The organism is Agrobacterium sp. RAC06, assembly GCF_001713475.1.
Taxonomy (GTDB): domain Bacteria; phylum Pseudomonadota; class Alphaproteobacteria; order Rhizobiales; family Rhizobiaceae; genus Allorhizobium.
Genome location: NZ_CP016500.1, coordinates 223,228 through 238,553 on the forward strand (window position 1 = coordinate 223,228; position 15,326 = coordinate 238,553).

Annotated in this window: 16 protein-coding genes; 7 read left to right on the top strand and 9 right to left on the bottom strand. The window is 56.6% G+C overall.

All coding sequences use genetic code 11. The features are described 5' to 3' along the window. Window positions 1–3: 3 nt before the first annotated feature. Both BSY240_RS23040 and BSY240_RS24250 read right to left on the bottom strand, forming a co-directional pair. Window positions 4–255, bottom strand: a complete 252-nt coding sequence (locus BSY240_RS23040; RefSeq protein ID WP_069044265.1) for a hypothetical protein — start codon at window positions 253–255, stop codon at window positions 4–6. A 342-nt stretch (window positions 256–597) separates the two neighbouring features. Next, window positions 598–771: a hypothetical protein gene (locus BSY240_RS24250; RefSeq protein WP_171901633.1), complete on the bottom strand. Its 174-nt coding sequence runs from the start codon at window positions 769–771 to the stop codon at window positions 598–600. A 499-nt stretch (window positions 772–1,270) separates the two neighbouring features. Between BSY240_RS24250 and BSY240_RS23045 the strand changes: the two genes are divergently transcribed. After that, entirely contained in the window at window positions 1,271–1,582 is a 312-nt protein-coding gene (locus BSY240_RS23045; protein WP_069044266.1) for a DUF736 domain-containing protein, read from the top strand. A gap of 59 nt (window positions 1,583–1,641) precedes the next feature. On the opposite strand, the gene BSY240_RS23050 is transcribed toward BSY240_RS23045, so the two are convergent. Then, window positions 1,642–2,379, bottom strand: a complete 738-nt coding sequence (locus tag BSY240_RS23050) for a hypothetical protein (protein WP_069044267.1) — start codon at window positions 2,377–2,379, stop codon at window positions 1,642–1,644. A gap of 828 nt (window positions 2,380–3,207) precedes the next feature. Here BSY240_RS23050 and BSY240_RS23060 point away from each other — a divergent pair. Next, window positions 3,208–3,402 (top strand): hypothetical protein, encoded by a 195-nt coding sequence (locus BSY240_RS23060; protein ID WP_069044269.1) that lies wholly within the window; start codon window positions 3,208–3,210, stop codon window positions 3,400–3,402. A 9-nt stretch (window positions 3,403–3,411) separates the two neighbouring features. Here the strand turns inward: BSY240_RS23060 and bcsN are convergent, their stop codons facing one another. The 5 genes from bcsN to BSY240_RS23840 all read right to left on the bottom strand — a co-directional run bounded on the left by bcsN (window position 3,412) and on the right by BSY240_RS23840 (window position 6,966). Further along, window positions 3,412–3,669 (bottom strand): cellulose biosynthesis protein BcsN, encoded by a 258-nt coding sequence (gene bcsN / locus BSY240_RS24640; protein ID WP_150127581.1) that lies wholly within the window; start codon window positions 3,667–3,669, stop codon window positions 3,412–3,414. A 226-nt stretch (window positions 3,670–3,895) separates the two neighbouring features. Beyond that, on the bottom strand, window positions 3,896–4,192 hold the full coding sequence (locus BSY240_RS23065; RefSeq protein ID WP_069044270.1) for a WGR domain-containing protein: 297 nt from the start codon (window positions 4,190–4,192) through the stop codon (window positions 3,896–3,898). Between the two features lie 303 nt (window positions 4,193–4,495). Continuing rightward, complete coding sequence (gene traG / locus BSY240_RS23070) at window positions 4,496–6,433, bottom strand: Ti-type conjugative transfer system protein TraG (protein ID WP_069044271.1); 1,938 nt, start codon at window positions 6,431–6,433, stop codon at window positions 4,496–4,498. Beyond that, the gene (gene traD / locus BSY240_RS23075; RefSeq protein ID WP_069044272.1) at window positions 6,420–6,635 is read right to left on the bottom strand and encodes a type IV conjugative transfer system coupling protein TraD; all 216 of its coding nucleotides are present in this window, start codon (window positions 6,633–6,635) and stop codon (window positions 6,420–6,422) included. The genes traG and traD overlap by 14 nt, the downstream gene beginning before the upstream one ends. A 4-nt stretch (window positions 6,636–6,639) precedes the next feature. Beyond that, window positions 6,640–6,966 carry a TraC family protein gene (locus BSY240_RS23840; protein ID WP_083229787.1) on the bottom strand — a complete coding sequence of 109 codons (327 nt, stop codon included), beginning with the start codon at window positions 6,964–6,966 and terminating at the stop codon, window positions 6,640–6,642. Between the two features lie 249 nt (window positions 6,967–7,215). Between BSY240_RS23840 and traA the strand changes: the two genes are divergently transcribed. The 5 genes from traA to BSY240_RS23110 all read left to right on the top strand — a co-directional run bounded on the left by traA (window position 7,216) and on the right by BSY240_RS23110 (window position 14,904). Then, window positions 7,216–10,620, top strand: a complete 3,405-nt coding sequence (traA, locus tag BSY240_RS23085) for a Ti-type conjugative transfer relaxase TraA (RefSeq protein WP_069044273.1) — start codon at window positions 7,216–7,218, stop codon at window positions 10,618–10,620. Window positions 10,621–10,688: 68 nt separating this feature from the next. Beyond that, the gene (gene traF / locus BSY240_RS23090; RefSeq protein WP_236759402.1) at window positions 10,689–11,180 is read left to right on the top strand and encodes a conjugative transfer signal peptidase TraF; all 492 of its coding nucleotides are present in this window, start codon (window positions 10,689–10,691) and stop codon (window positions 11,178–11,180) included. After that, complete coding sequence (locus tag BSY240_RS23095; RefSeq protein WP_069044275.1) at window positions 11,170–12,468, top strand: conjugal transfer protein TraB; 1,299 nt, start codon at window positions 11,170–11,172, stop codon at window positions 12,466–12,468. Before traF ends, BSY240_RS23095 begins: the two co-directional genes overlap by 11 nt. 161 nt (window positions 12,469–12,629) lie before the next feature. Next, window positions 12,630–12,887, top strand: coding sequence for a hypothetical protein (locus BSY240_RS23100; protein WP_069044276.1), 258 nt, complete (start codon window positions 12,630–12,632; stop codon window positions 12,885–12,887). Between the two features lie 1,801 nt (window positions 12,888–14,688). Then, window positions 14,689–14,904 (top strand): hypothetical protein, encoded by a 216-nt coding sequence (locus tag BSY240_RS23110; protein WP_069044278.1) that lies wholly within the window; start codon window positions 14,689–14,691, stop codon window positions 14,902–14,904. A 75-nt stretch (window positions 14,905–14,979) separates the two neighbouring features. Here the strand turns inward: BSY240_RS23110 and BSY240_RS24520 are convergent, their stop codons facing one another. Then, complete coding sequence (locus BSY240_RS24520; RefSeq protein WP_257785433.1) at window positions 14,980–15,108, bottom strand: hypothetical protein; 129 nt, start codon at window positions 15,106–15,108, stop codon at window positions 14,980–14,982. Between the last annotated feature and the right edge of the window lie 218 nt (window positions 15,109–15,326).

The window sequence follows — 15,326 nt, forward strand, 5'->3', positions numbered from 1 at the left end:
TGTCTAGTGAAGGATCTCGGAAGGGTCTTCAATCCAGTGGTCGATGCTGCGGAGATAAGCGGCGATCTCGAGCTGGAGGTGGCTTCGATCACCGTATCGCTCGCAGATCGCGTTAACTTCGTCACTGACGCTTTCGCTCAACTCTTCAGGCAAGACAAATTCGGCGATCACGTAGGTTGATCGACCAAGTGCATAGATCGGACAACCGGTTGCCAAGATTTCGGCTACAAATTCGGGGATCTGATCCGCTGTCATCCGTATCTCGCACGTCCTTCAGTTCTTGAGGATAGCACTTTCGTCATGCCAATCCTACACATAGCGGAAATAGTCGAACTATGCCCTTCCCGCTTATCGGTCCAGGCGTGCTTGTCGCGCCTGACACGACCCTGATTTGTGCGCACCTCGTCAAGGGCGCTGCGCCTGGCCGAAGGATCCGATCATTCAGCTGCACTCATCAACACGAATACCCTCCGGCCGAAAATGAGCGGAGGGTAAATGCAAGCGGGCGAAATTAGTCCAGCCGTCTCATGCGCAGCGGGCCATTGGGTCCTTGCGCTTCACTGAGTTGCAGTTGGACGAAGAAACGTCAGCTGATGGTTAGGACTTGTCGTCACCGACGTTCACCGCCGTGTGATTTCCTTCCCGCTCGTCTTTGAGACCTTTTGCTATGTCGGCGTCCAGCTGTCCCCAGATTGAAGGTTTCTGTCCATCGGGTTTGGGTTTGCGGGATGGTTTGCGCTCAATGATGAACGATTTTGTCTGCTGACGCATTGATCCTCCAGGCTGCGATTCGCCGTAGCATCGTTATCGCAAGGCGTGTCGGGGGCAAGCGGACAATGCGCTGCTTCAGGATTGTTTCCCCAGTCGGCACAAGCGGGAGCGGTGGTGCAAGTAGCCCATGGCCATCGTGTCTGCACCTTGTCTGCGAGAATGCGACGAAATGGCCCTTCCCTCATCACTTCCCTTTGATGGTCTCTGGCCGCCCTTTGCGGGCTCGATGAGGCATGTCTGACCGCAGACCGGCTGCGCCTCGATCGTCTGGCCGCAACGGCAGTCGCAGATTTCTTGCCCCGGAGCGAAAGCTTGCCCACTCGCTGGAACGAGCGGGGCAGGCTTCAAGGCCCTCCTCGTCCTCCAACAAATCTGCACCTTGCCGCCCTCCATTGCATTGCGGCCTTAATCAGGTGCGGTCCGATCGTCACCGGTCATTGTGACAGCCATCGAGGCCGCGATGGGCGTGGCCCGAATACGAAAAGAAGGAATGAGTACAATGGCAACCATCGGCACCTTCACTGCAAACGAGAACGGCTTTACTGGCTCCATCCGCACACTTGCCCTTAACGTAAAGGCGCGCTTCGCCCGGGTCGAGAACCCCTCCGATAAGGGCCCGCAGTTCCGCGTCTATGCTGGAAGCGTTGAGCTCGGCGCGGCCTGGCAGAAGCGCTCCACCGAGACTGACCGCGACTATCTCTCGGTCAAGCTGGACGATCCAAGCTTCCCTGCTCCGATCTATGCCACGCTGACTGAGGTCGAGGGCGAGGACGGCTACCAGCTCATCTGGTCGCGGGCGACCAGGGACTGACGGGGATCTTGAGGCTCCGCAATTTGCGGAGCCTCTTTCCAGTCAATACGATTGTAAAGTCAGTGCAGCACAACACCTGCATTGCTTCCTTGCTGCGAAGTCAGACAGGCCGACCACAGTGGCGTTTTGTGGTAGACGCCGTCCTGGATGGAATTGCGGTCTTCACGCTGCTCATATAGCAGCCCGAGCCAGCAAAGGCGTCGCAGATAGCCGTATTTCAGGTCCATTTTCAAAGGCCAGGCTTTCAGAAAGATCTCCACATCTGAAAGGGAGGCCAGATCGGGATTGAGAGCTCGCAGGAGTTCGTTTGGTGAACAGCCGTGATCTGCCTCGACTTCGAGCCGTTCCAGAAGTGGCTTCCAAAAAGGCATGCGCTCTCGCACCTCCCTCGCCTCTTCGCCCTCGCCTACGTGAGAATAGAGATACTGCGCAGCGATAGAATTGAACTGCGGTCGAGGATTAGCCAGGAACTCAAGGCCGCGTTTGCTTGGAACCAGACATTTCTTGTCCAGGCGAAGAAATTTCAGGCGTTGCAACAGGTCGCGCACTGGCCACAGAGGCGGCATGTCACTTTGGTCCAAAACCTTGTTTACACTGTAGAGATCTGCTTCGGCAAAGCCTGGCCACTGGAAACTGACTGCGGCCCAATGCACGAATTTGCGGTTCATGGCGCCCGCGGGTGTCAAGCCAATGCCGTCATGGGTCTCAGCATAGGATAACGCGAGCAACATTCCCCTGAAGACTGGGGAGAGTGCTGCCACATCAAGGTTACCATCAAGCCTGATTTCTGGAAGCATTTAAGCCCTGTTCCCGACGCGTTCTGTCAAAATGAAACACTGGAACAGCAAGAAGATCTCTTGCTGAAAAAGCAACCCCTCAACGTTTCGATCTGCCTTGCAGCATCTGTCTGAACAAGCGCTTAATTGCAACAAACGAGTTCATGAGCATTTGTCTGGCATAAGGCGTCGCCTCTACAGTTAGTGCAGAGAGTATTTGCGGGCTTTGGGCGATGCATGTCCATGGACTTTATCTTCGATCAGGTGTCGATCTTTCGGCGTGAAGTCGTCAAAGCCTTCAATTGTCGCTTCATGCCATAGAATCCGGTGGCCTTCGCACTTTGCACTGATCGTAGCGATCAGATGGCCATAAATTATGACGTCGAAGGATAACCGGCGTTTGTCTTTGCTAAGAATTTCGACAAGGTTTAAGATCTCGAGCCCCACCATCGTACCCGCCCACTTGCCTCCCTTACCTTCCCCTGGCCATCGCCAGCGCCGCGCTTGAATATTTGCATATGATGTAAAGCAAAGATAGGGGCTGGGCCCTTTGGTCGAAGACGGTTTGCGCCAGCCTTATCTGGTATTTCGGCGGCTGAAGGCCAGGCTTACCCCGCGCACTTCCATGCAGGCCCTAATCCCGCGATTGGACTCCGGGATCTGATAGCATAATGGCCGGAAGTAAGTTGCTCTGCCTATCGATTAAACTCGGCTTAAGGCATGGGGCGGGCGACCGCATCCTCAGGATACGGTAGCGCCTTGGGGTGCGCTCGGTCATGGGGAACCGCGCCCAATGTATAGTTTAAGGGCATTAACGCGGAAAAAGCGATAGTCTTTTGAACTCTGTGAATGTTCTTTGTTCATATCCTGAGAATGCTCACCGTGCGCACGGACGCCGCCTTCTCAACAGGCTCAGCAGACATGGCCGCTCTGGATCTGGCTAACCTGGGGGTATCGGTGCTTTTGACAGGGCGTGATATCCGCAAACAGTTTGATGGAAAGACCGCCGATGAAGGAAGACAGGATGAACCTGCGCTTGCTTGAGGAGCGATGCTAAGCTGATTGGCTTTGCGACGTGATGCACCGGGCCTTGTTCATTGACAGTCCGCTCAACAGATCTGCAAGCCTATCTGGACCGGTCGCGGCATGGCAGTCGCGGAGGTGAACCTCCACCGCCTTATCGCGGCCAAGTTCAATATCGCAGCTAATGCTCTGCCAAGGGTAAACACAGCCGCCGTTCGCGCCAAGCTTACCAGTTGCCGTGCCATAGGCGCCATAGAAGTTCTGTCGGACGCCGGGATCTATGCTCATCGCCACACCTGGGAACTCACGCCGCCGCGTGCCCGGCAGAAATCCATGACGATACAATCTGGAAGGCCGGCTCCTGACCTTGCAGACCCTGCATCTGTCCCGGCTCGCGGCATGGTGTGGATCCCTGGTTGCAAGCCGCGGCTCACAAGAGGCCTTAAACCACCGCCTACTTGGACCGTAGGGTGGACGCTTGCGCAAAAGCGGGTGTTCTGTCCCGCTATGGGGTTTATACGTCAATCGCGTCTGGCCTCGATGCCGGTCTCGACCCTGGCCTGTGTCGCGGGCACGGTCGATACCCCCTCGCCTTCTTTTGTCTCAGAAGCTCCAGAAACAGGCTGACGGCCTCTTCCTCCCGTTCAAAGGATTGGATCCTCCTTTGTCCGCCCTTGCCAATCCTGCCCCAAGCCCTGGTCAGGCAGATTTCGCCAAACAGGCTTGTCGAAATTTCCATAGCATAATAGCGCGCCATCTTCCTCGAGGCGTCGGTCCGTTCAACATATAACTGATAGGGCTGTGTGATCATGGTGGCAGCATCGAGAGTTTTGCAAGATGCGTCCAACGAGAGTTATGAATCGGTTCGAGGGGATCGATTCATGTTCTTGATCTATCGCCTCCTCGGGTAATGGACATTGCAGGAGGCAGGAGGCAGAATGTCAGGCTGCCGGATGAAATGAAAGAGGACGGGCCGACACCTTGGAACTATGAATATTCAGGCCAGACACGCGGCCCTTCCGCCGTCCAGAGCAGCTTTGGCAGACGGGCGCAGCGGGTTTGGGTCCGGACTGCGTCAAGACAAGAATATAGAGCATGCACGGTGCTCTGGCTTTCACCGGATATTCTGGTGTTCGCGTGCCTTGCCAAAGCGGCTCTGATCGAGACAAGTACGCATTTCCGAGCGGCGAAACCACAAAGCCCGACCGCAGCGCAAAGGCGGATTGCCGCTGGTAAAGATGATCTGCTCGTCAGCGCGCATTTGAAGGACTTCATGCGGCAGGATCAACGGCCGGCTTGCCAGCTGCGTCGATCGGGTTCTCGAGGTGCCTTTCGCCTGAAAACTGCGGCTGATCTTGTCGATCTCGACGGTCGTCATGCCGCAACGCCTGGAGATATAGTCGGCCGTTTCCGGGTCGTTGATGGCTGAAAAACTGATCCAGCTAGCGCTTTCAAACCACTTGCTGGCAGCATCGCGGCCACCGAAGCTCTCGCGCATCTGCCCGATGGATTGATATAGCAGGATGAGGCTGATGCCGTATTTGCGGCCAGCATCACGCGCGGTTTCAAGGATACGCATGAAGCCCAGGCGCGCGACCTCATCGAGGAGAAACAGAGCGCGTCCCGGCATTGCCCCGTCCCGACCATAGATCGCATTCAAGAAGGTACCGATCATGACCCTGGCCAGCCCCGCATGCATTTCCAGGCTCTTGAGATCAAGGGCGATGAAGATGTCAGTCTTTCCATTTGCCAGGTCGTCGGTGGCAAAGGTCGATCCAGAAACGAGTGCAGCGTAATTGGGATAGCTCAGCCAGTGGGTTTCCTTGATCGCATTGGCATAGACGCCGGAAAAGGTCTCAGGCGTCATATTGACGAATGTGGCGACATTCTCCTTGACGAATTCAGACTGCGAGGTCGCGTGAATACGCTCGAGCCTCGCTCTCAGTTTCGGCTCGGGCTCGGACAGGTTTGCCCTGACAGTGCGTAAGTTCTGGTTTCTTTTGTCCGTATGACCAGACAGGCAGACATCTGCAATTACGGCCGTCAGCAATTGTAAGGCCGAGGCACGGAAGAAGTCGTCGCGGTGGCTGCTTGCACGACCGCTTTCACTCATGATCCAGGAGGCAACGGCTGCAATATCTTCCTCCTTGCTGGTGCTGTGACGACCGATCCAGTCGAGTGCATTGAAGCCGACAGTCGGATCCTTGGGATTGAGAACAAAGACATCACGACCGTATGTCTTGCGATGCTCTTCGACCACAGGGGCCACCTCGTTGGATGGGTCGAGGACGATGAGCGTGCCGTCCCATTTCAGCGCCGTCGGTATCGTCACCGACGTCGTCTTGAAACCGCCAGATCCGGCAAAGGCGATCCCATGCGTTGATCCAAAGGAGGCATCGAAACACAAGAGCTTTGACCTGCCCCCTGCCCCCCAGGTCGCCTCATTGTCGGTGCGGAACGCAATGCTTGCTGCGCTGTCGTGGTCGACCCGGTAGCACTCACCGATAACGATGCCACCGCCCTCACCAAAGAGCTTGGCAGCTTTGGTCAAGCTCATCCAGTCGGCATCACCATGAAGGGCCCGTCTGCCGCGGATACGTTTGGGCTCACGGCGCTGAAATGCTGCATTGCCCCGGACTGCCACACGCATCGCAAAGCCTCCACATAAAGCCAGGAGAACGGGACCGATCGCCGTTGCCACATCAAGCCGGAAGAAGCCCGAGGCGTCGAATGCATTGGCCCCACTCGAGGAGAAATGACGAGAGCTTTTCGCCGCCACGTCAAAGAGCAGCACCAGGATCGCACCTGCAGCGACACCCCAGCCTGCCGCCTTGATGCTGAGTGCTCCTCTTGCTGCAAAAAGCATGACAAGGCCGGACACAGCCGCTGCCGCATAGGGCAGGATTGCGCTTACGTGATCCAGGATGATGCGTGTTCTGTCGCTTCCGCCGAAGGATAGATGCCATGGGGAGATGACCAAAGGCAGGACAAGCGCGCAAAGACCCATCATTGCCGCAGCAGCTGTTGCGATGAAAATCCTAATTGGCGTCATGACCAAAGGCCTTGACCCCGATCGCCAGCAGCCGGGCCTTCTCGTCGACACTGGCCTCGATCCTGCTCGCCCCGTCGATCAATAGGCCAAGCAGCAATGCCCGTTTTTCATAGCGTAGCCCGGCTTTGACGATCAGGCCGCCGAGTTCGATCTTGTCGCGGGTATCGCGCTTTCTCGCTTCAACTGTCTTTAGCCTTTGCATCCGCTCAGTCCTCGATATCTGGGCTTTGAGCCGGGAAAGCACTGTGTAGCTCGGGCGCTTTGGCTTCGGGGTCTGCTCCTCTTGCTTTGTTCTGGGCCCCTGCCCTTTGCTGGGGCCATCCCATTTGCTCGGGCTCCTGGCATGCGCTGCGAAAACGGTCTGCCAATTCTTCGAAGGCGGCCTGCAATTCGCGTTCGTCGACGACGACCTCACCGAGCCCTGCCTTCAGGGCGATGCGTCCGATCCGCTCGGCGTCTCGCGTTTCTGCCTGTCTCAACTGCTCCTGCAAACGTGCCAGGTCTTCTCTGATTCTAGCGCTGGTCTTCTTCATCGGATGTCATCTCCTCGGGATATCGATGATCACGCAAAGACAGGTTCACGGATTTTCTCGCATGGGGCGAGGTACAAATTTGTACCTCGCCCAAGACCGATATCTGGCCAATGATCCCACCGCTCGACGAGAGCGGTTCCGAAGGGCGCAATTATACGTCGCTGACGCGACGTTGATCCTCGAAACCCAAAGCCTCTGCTTTCGTTTCGGCGAAGCTATTGATTTTTATGGAGGAAGAAGGGGTCTCCGATGGCCGTTCCACATTTTTCCGTCAGCATTGTCGCGCGCGGTTCTGGCCGCAGTGCTGTGATGTCGGCAGCCTATCGGCATTGCGCCCGGATGAACTTCGAGCGGGAAGCCCGACGGATTGACTACACCCGAAAGCAGGGCCTCAGGCACGAGGAATTCGTAATCCCTGCCGATGCACCGGACTGGCTCTGCAAAATGATCGGCGATCGCTCCGTTGCCGGGGCATCGGAAGCCTTTTGGAACCATGTCGAGACCTTTGAAAAACGCGTCGATGCACAGCTTGCCAAGGATGTGACAATTGCGCTCCCGGTCGAGCTATCAACTACTCAGAACATCCAGCTGATGCGGGAATTCGTCGAAGCGTTTATCACCTCGAAGGGCATGGTCGCCGATTGGGTCTATCACGATGTGCCGGGCAATCCGCATGTGCATCTGATGACCACCTTGCGTCCTTTGACCGAGGATGGCTTCGGTGCGAAGAAACGGACTGTTTTGCTGCCGGATGGACGGCCGCTCCGGAACGATGCCGGCAAAATTGTCTATGAGGTATGGGCTGGAGGCACTGAGGACTTCAATGCCCTGCGCGATGGTTGGTTCTCCTGTTTGAACCGGCATTTGATGCTGGCCGGGCTCGACCTGCATGTCGATGGTCGCTCCTTCAAGAAGCAAGGCATCGAGCTTCAGCCGACACTTCACATCGGGGTTGGCGCAACGGCCGTCGACCGGAAGTCGCAAGCAGTTCACGCGCGAGAAACGGTCGCTCTACCCGCTGGTTTGCCCGTGCCTGAGGCAGCGCCTGCGCCGCTCAGTGCTCCAATTAAAGTCGCAGGCTCTGCAGCGCATCGACGGGAGCTTGAGCGCATCGCCTTACAAGAGGAGGTCCGAGCACACAATCTGCGTAGGATCGAGGAGAATCCTCGTTTAGTTCTTGACCGCGTCACCCGTGAAAAGAGCGTCTTTGACGAGCGTGACGTCGCCAAGGTCCTTCATCGCTATCTCGATGACGCCGCACAATTTCAGGGGCTGATGACTCGGATCATGCAGCATCCCGACATTCTGCGGCTCGACCAGGAGCGGATCGATTTTTCCTCCGGCATGAGACGGCCGGCGCGCTTGACCACACGCCAGATGATCCGGCTCGAAGCCCGGATGGCCAACCAGGCGATCTGGTTGTCAGAGAAGTCCGCGTTTGATGTCGGCCGGACACGTCGTGAGAAAGCCCTCTCAAATTTCCCCAGATTGTCAGATGAGCAGAAGGCCGCGATCAGCCATGTCACGGCAGCGTCACGCATTGCCCTTGTTATCGGGCGTGCAGGGGCTGGCAAGACAACGATGATGAAGGCAGCCCGTGAGGTCTGGGAAGCAGCTGGCTATCAGGTCGTGGGAGCGGCACTGGCGGGCAAGGCGGCCGAAGGTCTTGAAAAGGAGGCGGGTATCGTCTCGCGGACCTTGTCGTCGTGGGAATTGCGCTGGGATGGGGGCAAAAACCATCTCGATCAAAAGACGATCATGGTCCTGGATGAAGCCGGGATGGTGTCTTCCAGGCAGATGGCTCTGCTGGTGCAGGAAGCGACACTGCGCGGGGCAAAGCTCGTCCTGATCGGCGACCCTGAGCAACTGCAGCCGATTGAGGCGGGCGCCGCGTTTCGCGCAATCGCTGACCGGATCGGTTATGCTGAACTTGAAACCATCTACCGCCAGTATCAACCCTGGATGCGAGAGGCGTCACTCGATCTTGCCCATGGCCATGTTGAACAAGCGGTAGCTTCTTACGCAAAACAGGGCCGCGTCTTGGGATCTGAGACCAAGGCAGAGGCCGTCAGACGCCTGATTGCCGATTGGGATCGGGACTATGATCCGGGCTGTTCGTCTCTGATCCTTGCCCATCTTCGTCGTGACGTCAGACTTCTCAACCAGCTTGCCCGGGAACGGCTGGTCGAACGCGGGATTGTTGAGCCGGGTTATCGTTTCAAAACAGAAGAGGGGATTCGTCTTTTTGCCGCTGGCGATCAGATCGTCTTTTTGAAAAATGACGCTGTGCTCGGCGTCAAGAATGGCCTGCTGGCCAAGGTCATTGCAGCCGGACCGGGTTTGATCACGGCAGAAATTGGCGCTGGTGCTGATCGTCGGCTCGTCAGGATTGATGAACGTCTCTACGGCAATCTCGATCATGGCTATGCGACCACGATCCACAAGAGCCAGGGGGCAACGGTTGAGCAGGTCAAGGTGCTCGCCTCACTCTCGCTTGATCGCCATCTGACCTATGTGGCGATGACCCGCCACAGACAAGAACTCAGTGTCTACTACGGGAGACGATCCTTCAAAAAGGCAGGTGGGCTTGGGCGAGTGTTGTCGCGCAAGAACGCCAAGGAAACGACACTCGACTACGAGGAAAACAGTTTCTACCGCGCAGCGCTTCGTTTTGCTGAAGCGCGTGGCCTGCATTTGCTTGACGTTGCTCGCATGCTGGTTCGCGATCGCCTGGAATGGACCTGCAGGCAAAAAGAGAGGCTGACGGAGCTTGGCTCACGCCTCATCGCGATTGCGGGCAGGCTTCGCCAAAAGCAATCGGTCATGGCAGCAGTCCAGACACCGTCTGGTCCAGTCAAACCTATGGTGTCAGGCATTACGGCATTTGCAAAATCGATCAGCCAGGCTGTCGAAGAAAAGCTCGCGGTCGATCCCGGCCTGAAGCAGCAATGGCAGGAGGTTCTGGCGCGGTTTGCCAAAGTCTACCGAGATCCTGAGACTGCATTCAGGGCGCTGCAAATCGACGCCATGATGAAAGATCCGGAGGCCGCGCGCTTGAAGCTTGATAGGGTTGCCAAGGCGCCGGAGAGTTTTGGAGAGCTCAATGGCATGTCGGGGCTCTTTGCCAGCACCCGTCAAAAGCAGGCCCGTGACGTGGCGTTCGCCAATGCACCGGCGCTTTCCAGACACCTCGAACGCTATCTGCAAGCCCACGCAGAGGCAGAATTGCGCTTCAAGCAGGATGAACATGCGATACGACAGCGTGCATCGCTCGAGATTCCCGGCCTTTCTACGGCCGCCATGGAGATCCTGTCACGCCTAGAAGCTCGACTGGATCGACAACAATCTCCCAGAGGCCTCGGCGCTCCCGAAATCGCCGGCATTGTCCGCGCTGAGCTTGAACGCTTTGCCGAGGCCGTAGCCACACGCTTCGGCGAGCGGACATTGTTGTCACTGGCAGCCAAAAACGCCGATGGGGAGGTGTTTCACAAGCTGACTGCCGGCATGAACCAGGCGCAGAAAAGCGAAGTGCAAGCTGCATGGATGGCCATGCGCACGAGCCAGCAGCATTCAGTCGCTGAGCGCCTGACAAAGGGGCAGCGGCAGGTGGAGGGGCTGCGCCAGACACAAAGCAAGGGGCTTTCCCTGAAATGAGCGCGATTGCGGAACGTGACAGGATCGTCCGACAACGACGCTTTGCAGGGAAAGCTCTGTCGGCTGCAATGGTAGCCGTTACAGTCATTGCGCTTTTGGGTCTGGTCGGTGGGTTCCGCCTCAATCTGACCCCGAGTGCCGCCCTTGGGCTCTGGAGGATCGCACCGCTTGAACTCCCCATCACGATCGGCCAGAGCGTCTTTGTCTGCCTGCCCAATAGACCTGCCATGCAAGTGGCACGCGAGCGTGGTTACCTTCGGGCTGGCTTGTGTTCAGGGGGCAATGCACCACTCATCAAGAGGGTTATGGCGCTTGCCGGGCAGCGCGTGGTGATTTCGGATCATCTCCTGGTGGATGGTGTCAGGATCGAGGCCTCGCATCTCCTAAAGCATGACGCCAAGGGTCGTCCGCTTCTCCACGACACTGGCGGCATCGTTCCCCCCGGTATGGTCTACCTGTTTTCACCTTATCCAGGATCGTGGGATTCGCGCTACTTCGGGCCGGTGCCGGCATCTGGCATCCTGGGGCTTGCGCAGGAGATCTGGACCTATGCGCCGTGAGAGCTGGATTTCCGCGAGCCATGCTCTCGGGCTCAGCAGCCTTTCGGGAGCAATTGCAGTCTTCGCCTGGAATGGTGATGCTATCTCACTGCCGCTTGCCCTGATCTTTCCGCTCATCTGGTCGCGGGCAAAAACCCGGTTGGCGGCAGCGCTCATCTCTGCCTCTTACATTTTGGTCGCGTCCCGCGCTTTGCCGCTGAGCGTGGCCGAATATTTTAAAGCTGATGTCCTCTTGGGTCTCGGCGTCTGGATTGCCTCCGCCTTCTCCTTTGTCCTTGTGCATATCCTGCTTTGGAGGCAGGCAGCCGATTGGCGCCGCGCCCTATGCTATGCCCTAATCATGGCTCTCACGGGCTTTCCTCCCTTTGGGATCACAGGCTTTGCCCATCCTTTGACGGCGGCTGGGATTGTCTTTCCCGGATGGGGCTGGTTTGGGCTTTTTGCGACTGTGATCCTCGCCTGTTGTCTGGTCACTAGGCACTGCTGGATGGCGGCACTTGTGCTGGGTGCATTCTGGCTGTGGTCGAGTGCCCCGAACTTGTCCAGCAAGATCCACATGGTCTCTACCAAAGCCTCGCCCGAAATCTTGTCCCCCGCTTCGTCTGAAGCGAGGCCCCTCTCATTGCCAACAGCCGGGTCCGCAGCCGGGCAGACGGCGTTGCCCAAAGCTTGGCCCAAAGCTTGGAAAGGCGTCGAGCTTCATATGGGCATGAGCCTTGGCCGTGATCTGTCACTTCGTCACCAAAGTGAGCTTTTAGCGATCGTCGAAATGGCGGCTGGCCGGGATAAATACTTCATTCTCCTGCCGGAGGGTGCCCTTGGGCTCTGGACCCCGGCGCGGGAACGCTTTTGGACGCAATCGCTTGAGTCTCGGGCCTTGACGGTGATCGCGGGCGCAACCGTGATCAATGCCGATGGCTATGACAATGTGATTCTGGCGCTTAATGAGAACGGCAGCCGGGTTATCTATCGCCAACGCATGCCGGTCCCGATTTCCATGTGGCGACCCTGGCATGCATGGACCGGTCAACCAGGCGGCACGCCGGCACGGTTTTTCGAGAACCCGGTGGTCGAGTTTGATGGGATCACGGTCGCACCACTGATCTGCTACGAGCAGCTGCTTCTCTGGCCCGTCCTGCATTCGATGGCTTACGACCCCGATCTTCTCATTGTCATCGGGAATGGGTGGTGGACGGCAGGAGCTAAGATTGTTGCGGTTCAAAGAGCCAGTGCGACTGCTTGGGCGAGGCTCTTTTCCATGCCGCTTGTCATGTCGTTCAACATTTGATTAAAAGACAATTCAGATGCGCGTTCGAAGGCTAGGTCAGCTCGCGGCAAGGGCGGCATGGTTAACAACAATTTAAATATTATGTTACAATACTCGCTGTCTGTTAATCAGTCTCAGTTCTGATTGCAGACAAATGTATCGGGAAAATCGGCGGGGCTAACGTGGTCAAGCGTTACAACTTCAAGACATCCAAATCGGAGGCTGACCGCCCTTCTGATGAAGCGCTTTTGAGCCTTCTTGAGGCGAATATGCAAAGATTGCCTCTAAACGATAACGCATCCTGGACTGCTCGGGCAAAGCCTTTGGGCGTCGTCGCCTCGATTGGCTCCTTTGTCGCTTATGGGGCTATCCTATTGATGGGCGCATTCATTCTGTTGATTTTCAGGCTGGTGCCAGCGTCGAAAGACAGCGATTATTGATTCCAGCGTCCATGACCCCATCGGTGTGGGGCGATTTCATCATGTTGCGCTTCCCAGCGAGATCGATTGCCCTTCACCTGACCTGACCTGACCTGACCTGATCTCAGGCGTCAACGAGAGGGCGCTGGGCGTCGCCAGTTGGCTCGGTTCTCGAAGCGATCATCGCATGCCGGCCTTTGAGGTCGCGGAAGGTCTGACAATGAAGCATCGTTCCTCACGTTCTGAACTCGATCTGACCTGGCATTCCCTGGCGCGAGCGTTTATCTACAAGAATCTGCGTATTGCGGCGCATCGTAGTTGTGCTTAGCATTAATCATTTGTTAACCACGTGAGCTTCGATCGCAGAGGTCCCGGAAATGAGCGATTTTTATGTCGTGCTGAGTCTCTGCATCTACTTGGCAGTCGCGACGGCCTTCCTGACTGAGACCTACGCGGAAGGCGAGCGTGTCGGCGGGTTTTGGGACCGAGATCGGGTCATAGGTCTGCTGATGTGCGCTGTTTGGCCAGCCTTAACATGCGCTGTCGCCGTGGCTGCCATTTGGTCGTCGAAATCCACCGTCGGTCTGAACATTTCTGCCCAATAGAGAATTTCCGGACCTTTGGCGGCGATTGGTTGCATCCATCGTCAGCGCTGATGTGCTCTTCTTTCAGACGGCGCAATTTCCGTCCGGCTTCCACTTTGCAGTTACGATTGGCGGCATGAGTTCATATCAGAACACTGTATCCTGAAGAGTTGGATCTTTATACGCCGAGCTGCGGAAACAGCATGCATAGCCAGTTGTCCCAAGCACGCTCCATCAAGCTGCGGGGACGGTTCACCCCTCGAAGTGCGTGGGGCGCCACCAGATCGGACCCGGTGACCCTTCGTAAGATTGGCCGATACGCAATTTCTGGATCTCCAAAGCGGTGGCCGATGTGTCACGTTCAGAACGCGGCGAGATGAAGGCAGATGACACGCTGCCGCTTAGATAAGCCCTATGCTCCACAATAGCAGCCACCAGATCAATGCCGACAAAAGCATTGTGGTCAATAGAGCTTTCAGCCTTAAGGTAGGACGCAACATGATCCGTACTCGTCACACTTCAAAGAATCAATTTCGTACCAGCCCGAGCCAAAGGTAGAGCTTTTGGCCAGCCATGTCGGCCCCCAGATCTTGGATTGTGAGAGATGGCCACGAACTCGTGATACCCGCCGGGCTGTGCCTAGCCTCTATAGCGCGCTGCGGTGATGGCTTTGTCTGGTCCTGCTCGTGTTGAGTTTTGATAATAATATCAAACGCCTATGGCTCAACATTCTGAGCGTGCAGGTGCGCGCATAGGGTTGTTTCACCACATCGACCATTCGCGATCTGCGTCTTAGCTGAGCTCTCGCTACTTGCGATCATGTTTTCATATGCGTGAATGAGTTTGGCAGAAATGCCTCTTCATGAGACAGGAGGAGCCGCTTTCGGGGGTAGCGCTTCACGGTTTGAACTTTTCAATCAGTTCAAAGGAGGCCTATCCATCGGCAATCTTTTCGAGTGCGCAGGTTGCCCAGGATCGTGCCCAGAGATGGGGAAGCCTACTCGTGCTGTCTGGGCGCGGAGCGTTCATTCATTAGGTATGGCGCGGTTGATTGAGCATGACTCAGCTTGCGACAGCATCTGTCCCAATGCTGCTGCGGACAAGACGCGCATTTGAACCTGGCTCTGACCCGCGGTTGGTGGCACCAGGCTTGCACCATCCCATGATCTTGCGTGAGGTTAATCGATGTTTAACGAAAATCATAGAATGCTAGCGTCTCGTCACGTCGGGACATATCCATGCTTTACTTCGCCCTACTCCTCTACTGCCTTGTCGGCACGATCTTCCTGATGGAGAGTTATCTTGAGGGTGAGCGCGACGGCGGAGAGTGGGATATATGGCGCGTAGTCGGCCTTGTGCTCAGCCTCGTCTGGCCGCTGCATTTGGTGATCTGCCTGCTCGCTGTCATTTGGTCACGTCGCGTTTCGCCGCCAGTCATCACCCCCAGCCATTAGCGGGAATGACGCGATCATTCACGATCTCGATATGGTCGGCAGTCCCATCAAGCGAAGTCAGTAAAGAGTTGCGGTTCAGCGCGGGTCCGGAGCCCCTGAGGTAACTTCGCCAGTCTCGATCGCTCGGATTGTGTCGCTCAGGATCGATGTCACTTCCTCGTGGGTGTAGCCCATCCGTAGAGCTTCATCCACAAGGGCAGCCATGGCCTCTTCGAAAGAGGACACTGATTTTGGGGTACGCGAGGTATGATCAAAAGGCTCAGGCGCGCTTTCCGCAATGTCCAAGGTCCTTGTCAAATCCCTTGCGAAATCTGGAGCTTTTTTGTTTCCCATGGGGGAAGGATAGGCCAAAGGGAGATCTGTTCAACTTGATGTTGAAGACATCGTGTATAAATGTGGTTACTGGCAACTTTCTAAATCTG

Coding starts and splice junctions, on each gene's coding strand:
- BSY240_RS23095 (WP_069044275.1), top strand. CDS start 11,170: ATGCGCCGTGAGAGCTGGATTTCCGCGAGCCATGCTCTCGGGCTCAGC.
- BSY240_RS23040 (WP_069044265.1), bottom strand. CDS start 255: ATGACAGCGGATCAGATCCCCGAATTTGTAGCCGAAATCTTGGCAACC.
- BSY240_RS23060 (WP_069044269.1), top strand. CDS start 3,208: ATGTTCTTTGTTCATATCCTGAGAATGCTCACCGTGCGCACGGACGCC.
- traA (WP_069044273.1), top strand. CDS start 7,216: ATGGCCGTTCCACATTTTTCCGTCAGCATTGTCGCGCGCGGTTCTGGC.
- BSY240_RS23065 (WP_069044270.1), bottom strand. CDS start 4,192: ATGATCACACAGCCCTATCAGTTATATGTTGAACGGACCGACGCCTCG.
- BSY240_RS23110 (WP_069044278.1), top strand. CDS start 14,689: ATGCTTTACTTCGCCCTACTCCTCTACTGCCTTGTCGGCACGATCTTC.
- traF (WP_236759402.1), top strand. CDS start 10,689: ATGGTAGCCGTTACAGTCATTGCGCTTTTGGGTCTGGTCGGTGGGTTC.
- BSY240_RS23840 (WP_083229787.1), bottom strand. CDS start 6,966: ATGAAGAAGACCAGCGCTAGAATCAGAGAAGACCTGGCACGTTTGCAG.
- BSY240_RS23045 (WP_069044266.1), top strand. CDS start 1,271: ATGGCAACCATCGGCACCTTCACTGCAAACGAGAACGGCTTTACTGGC.
- BSY240_RS24250 (WP_171901633.1), bottom strand. CDS start 771: ATGCGTCAGCAGACAAAATCGTTCATCATTGAGCGCAAACCATCCCGC.
- bcsN (WP_150127581.1), bottom strand. CDS start 3,669: ATGAGCATAGATCCCGGCGTCCGACAGAACTTCTATGGCGCCTATGGC.
- BSY240_RS23050 (WP_069044267.1), bottom strand. CDS start 2,379: ATGCTTCCAGAAATCAGGCTTGATGGTAACCTTGATGTGGCAGCACTC.
- traD (WP_069044272.1), bottom strand. CDS start 6,635: ATGCAAAGGCTAAAGACAGTTGAAGCGAGAAAGCGCGATACCCGCGAC.
- traG (WP_069044271.1), bottom strand. CDS start 6,433: ATGACGCCAATTAGGATTTTCATCGCAACAGCTGCTGCGGCAATGATG.
- BSY240_RS24520 (WP_257785433.1), bottom strand. CDS start 15,108: ATGGCTGCCCTTGTGGATGAAGCTCTACGGATGGGCTACACCCACGAG.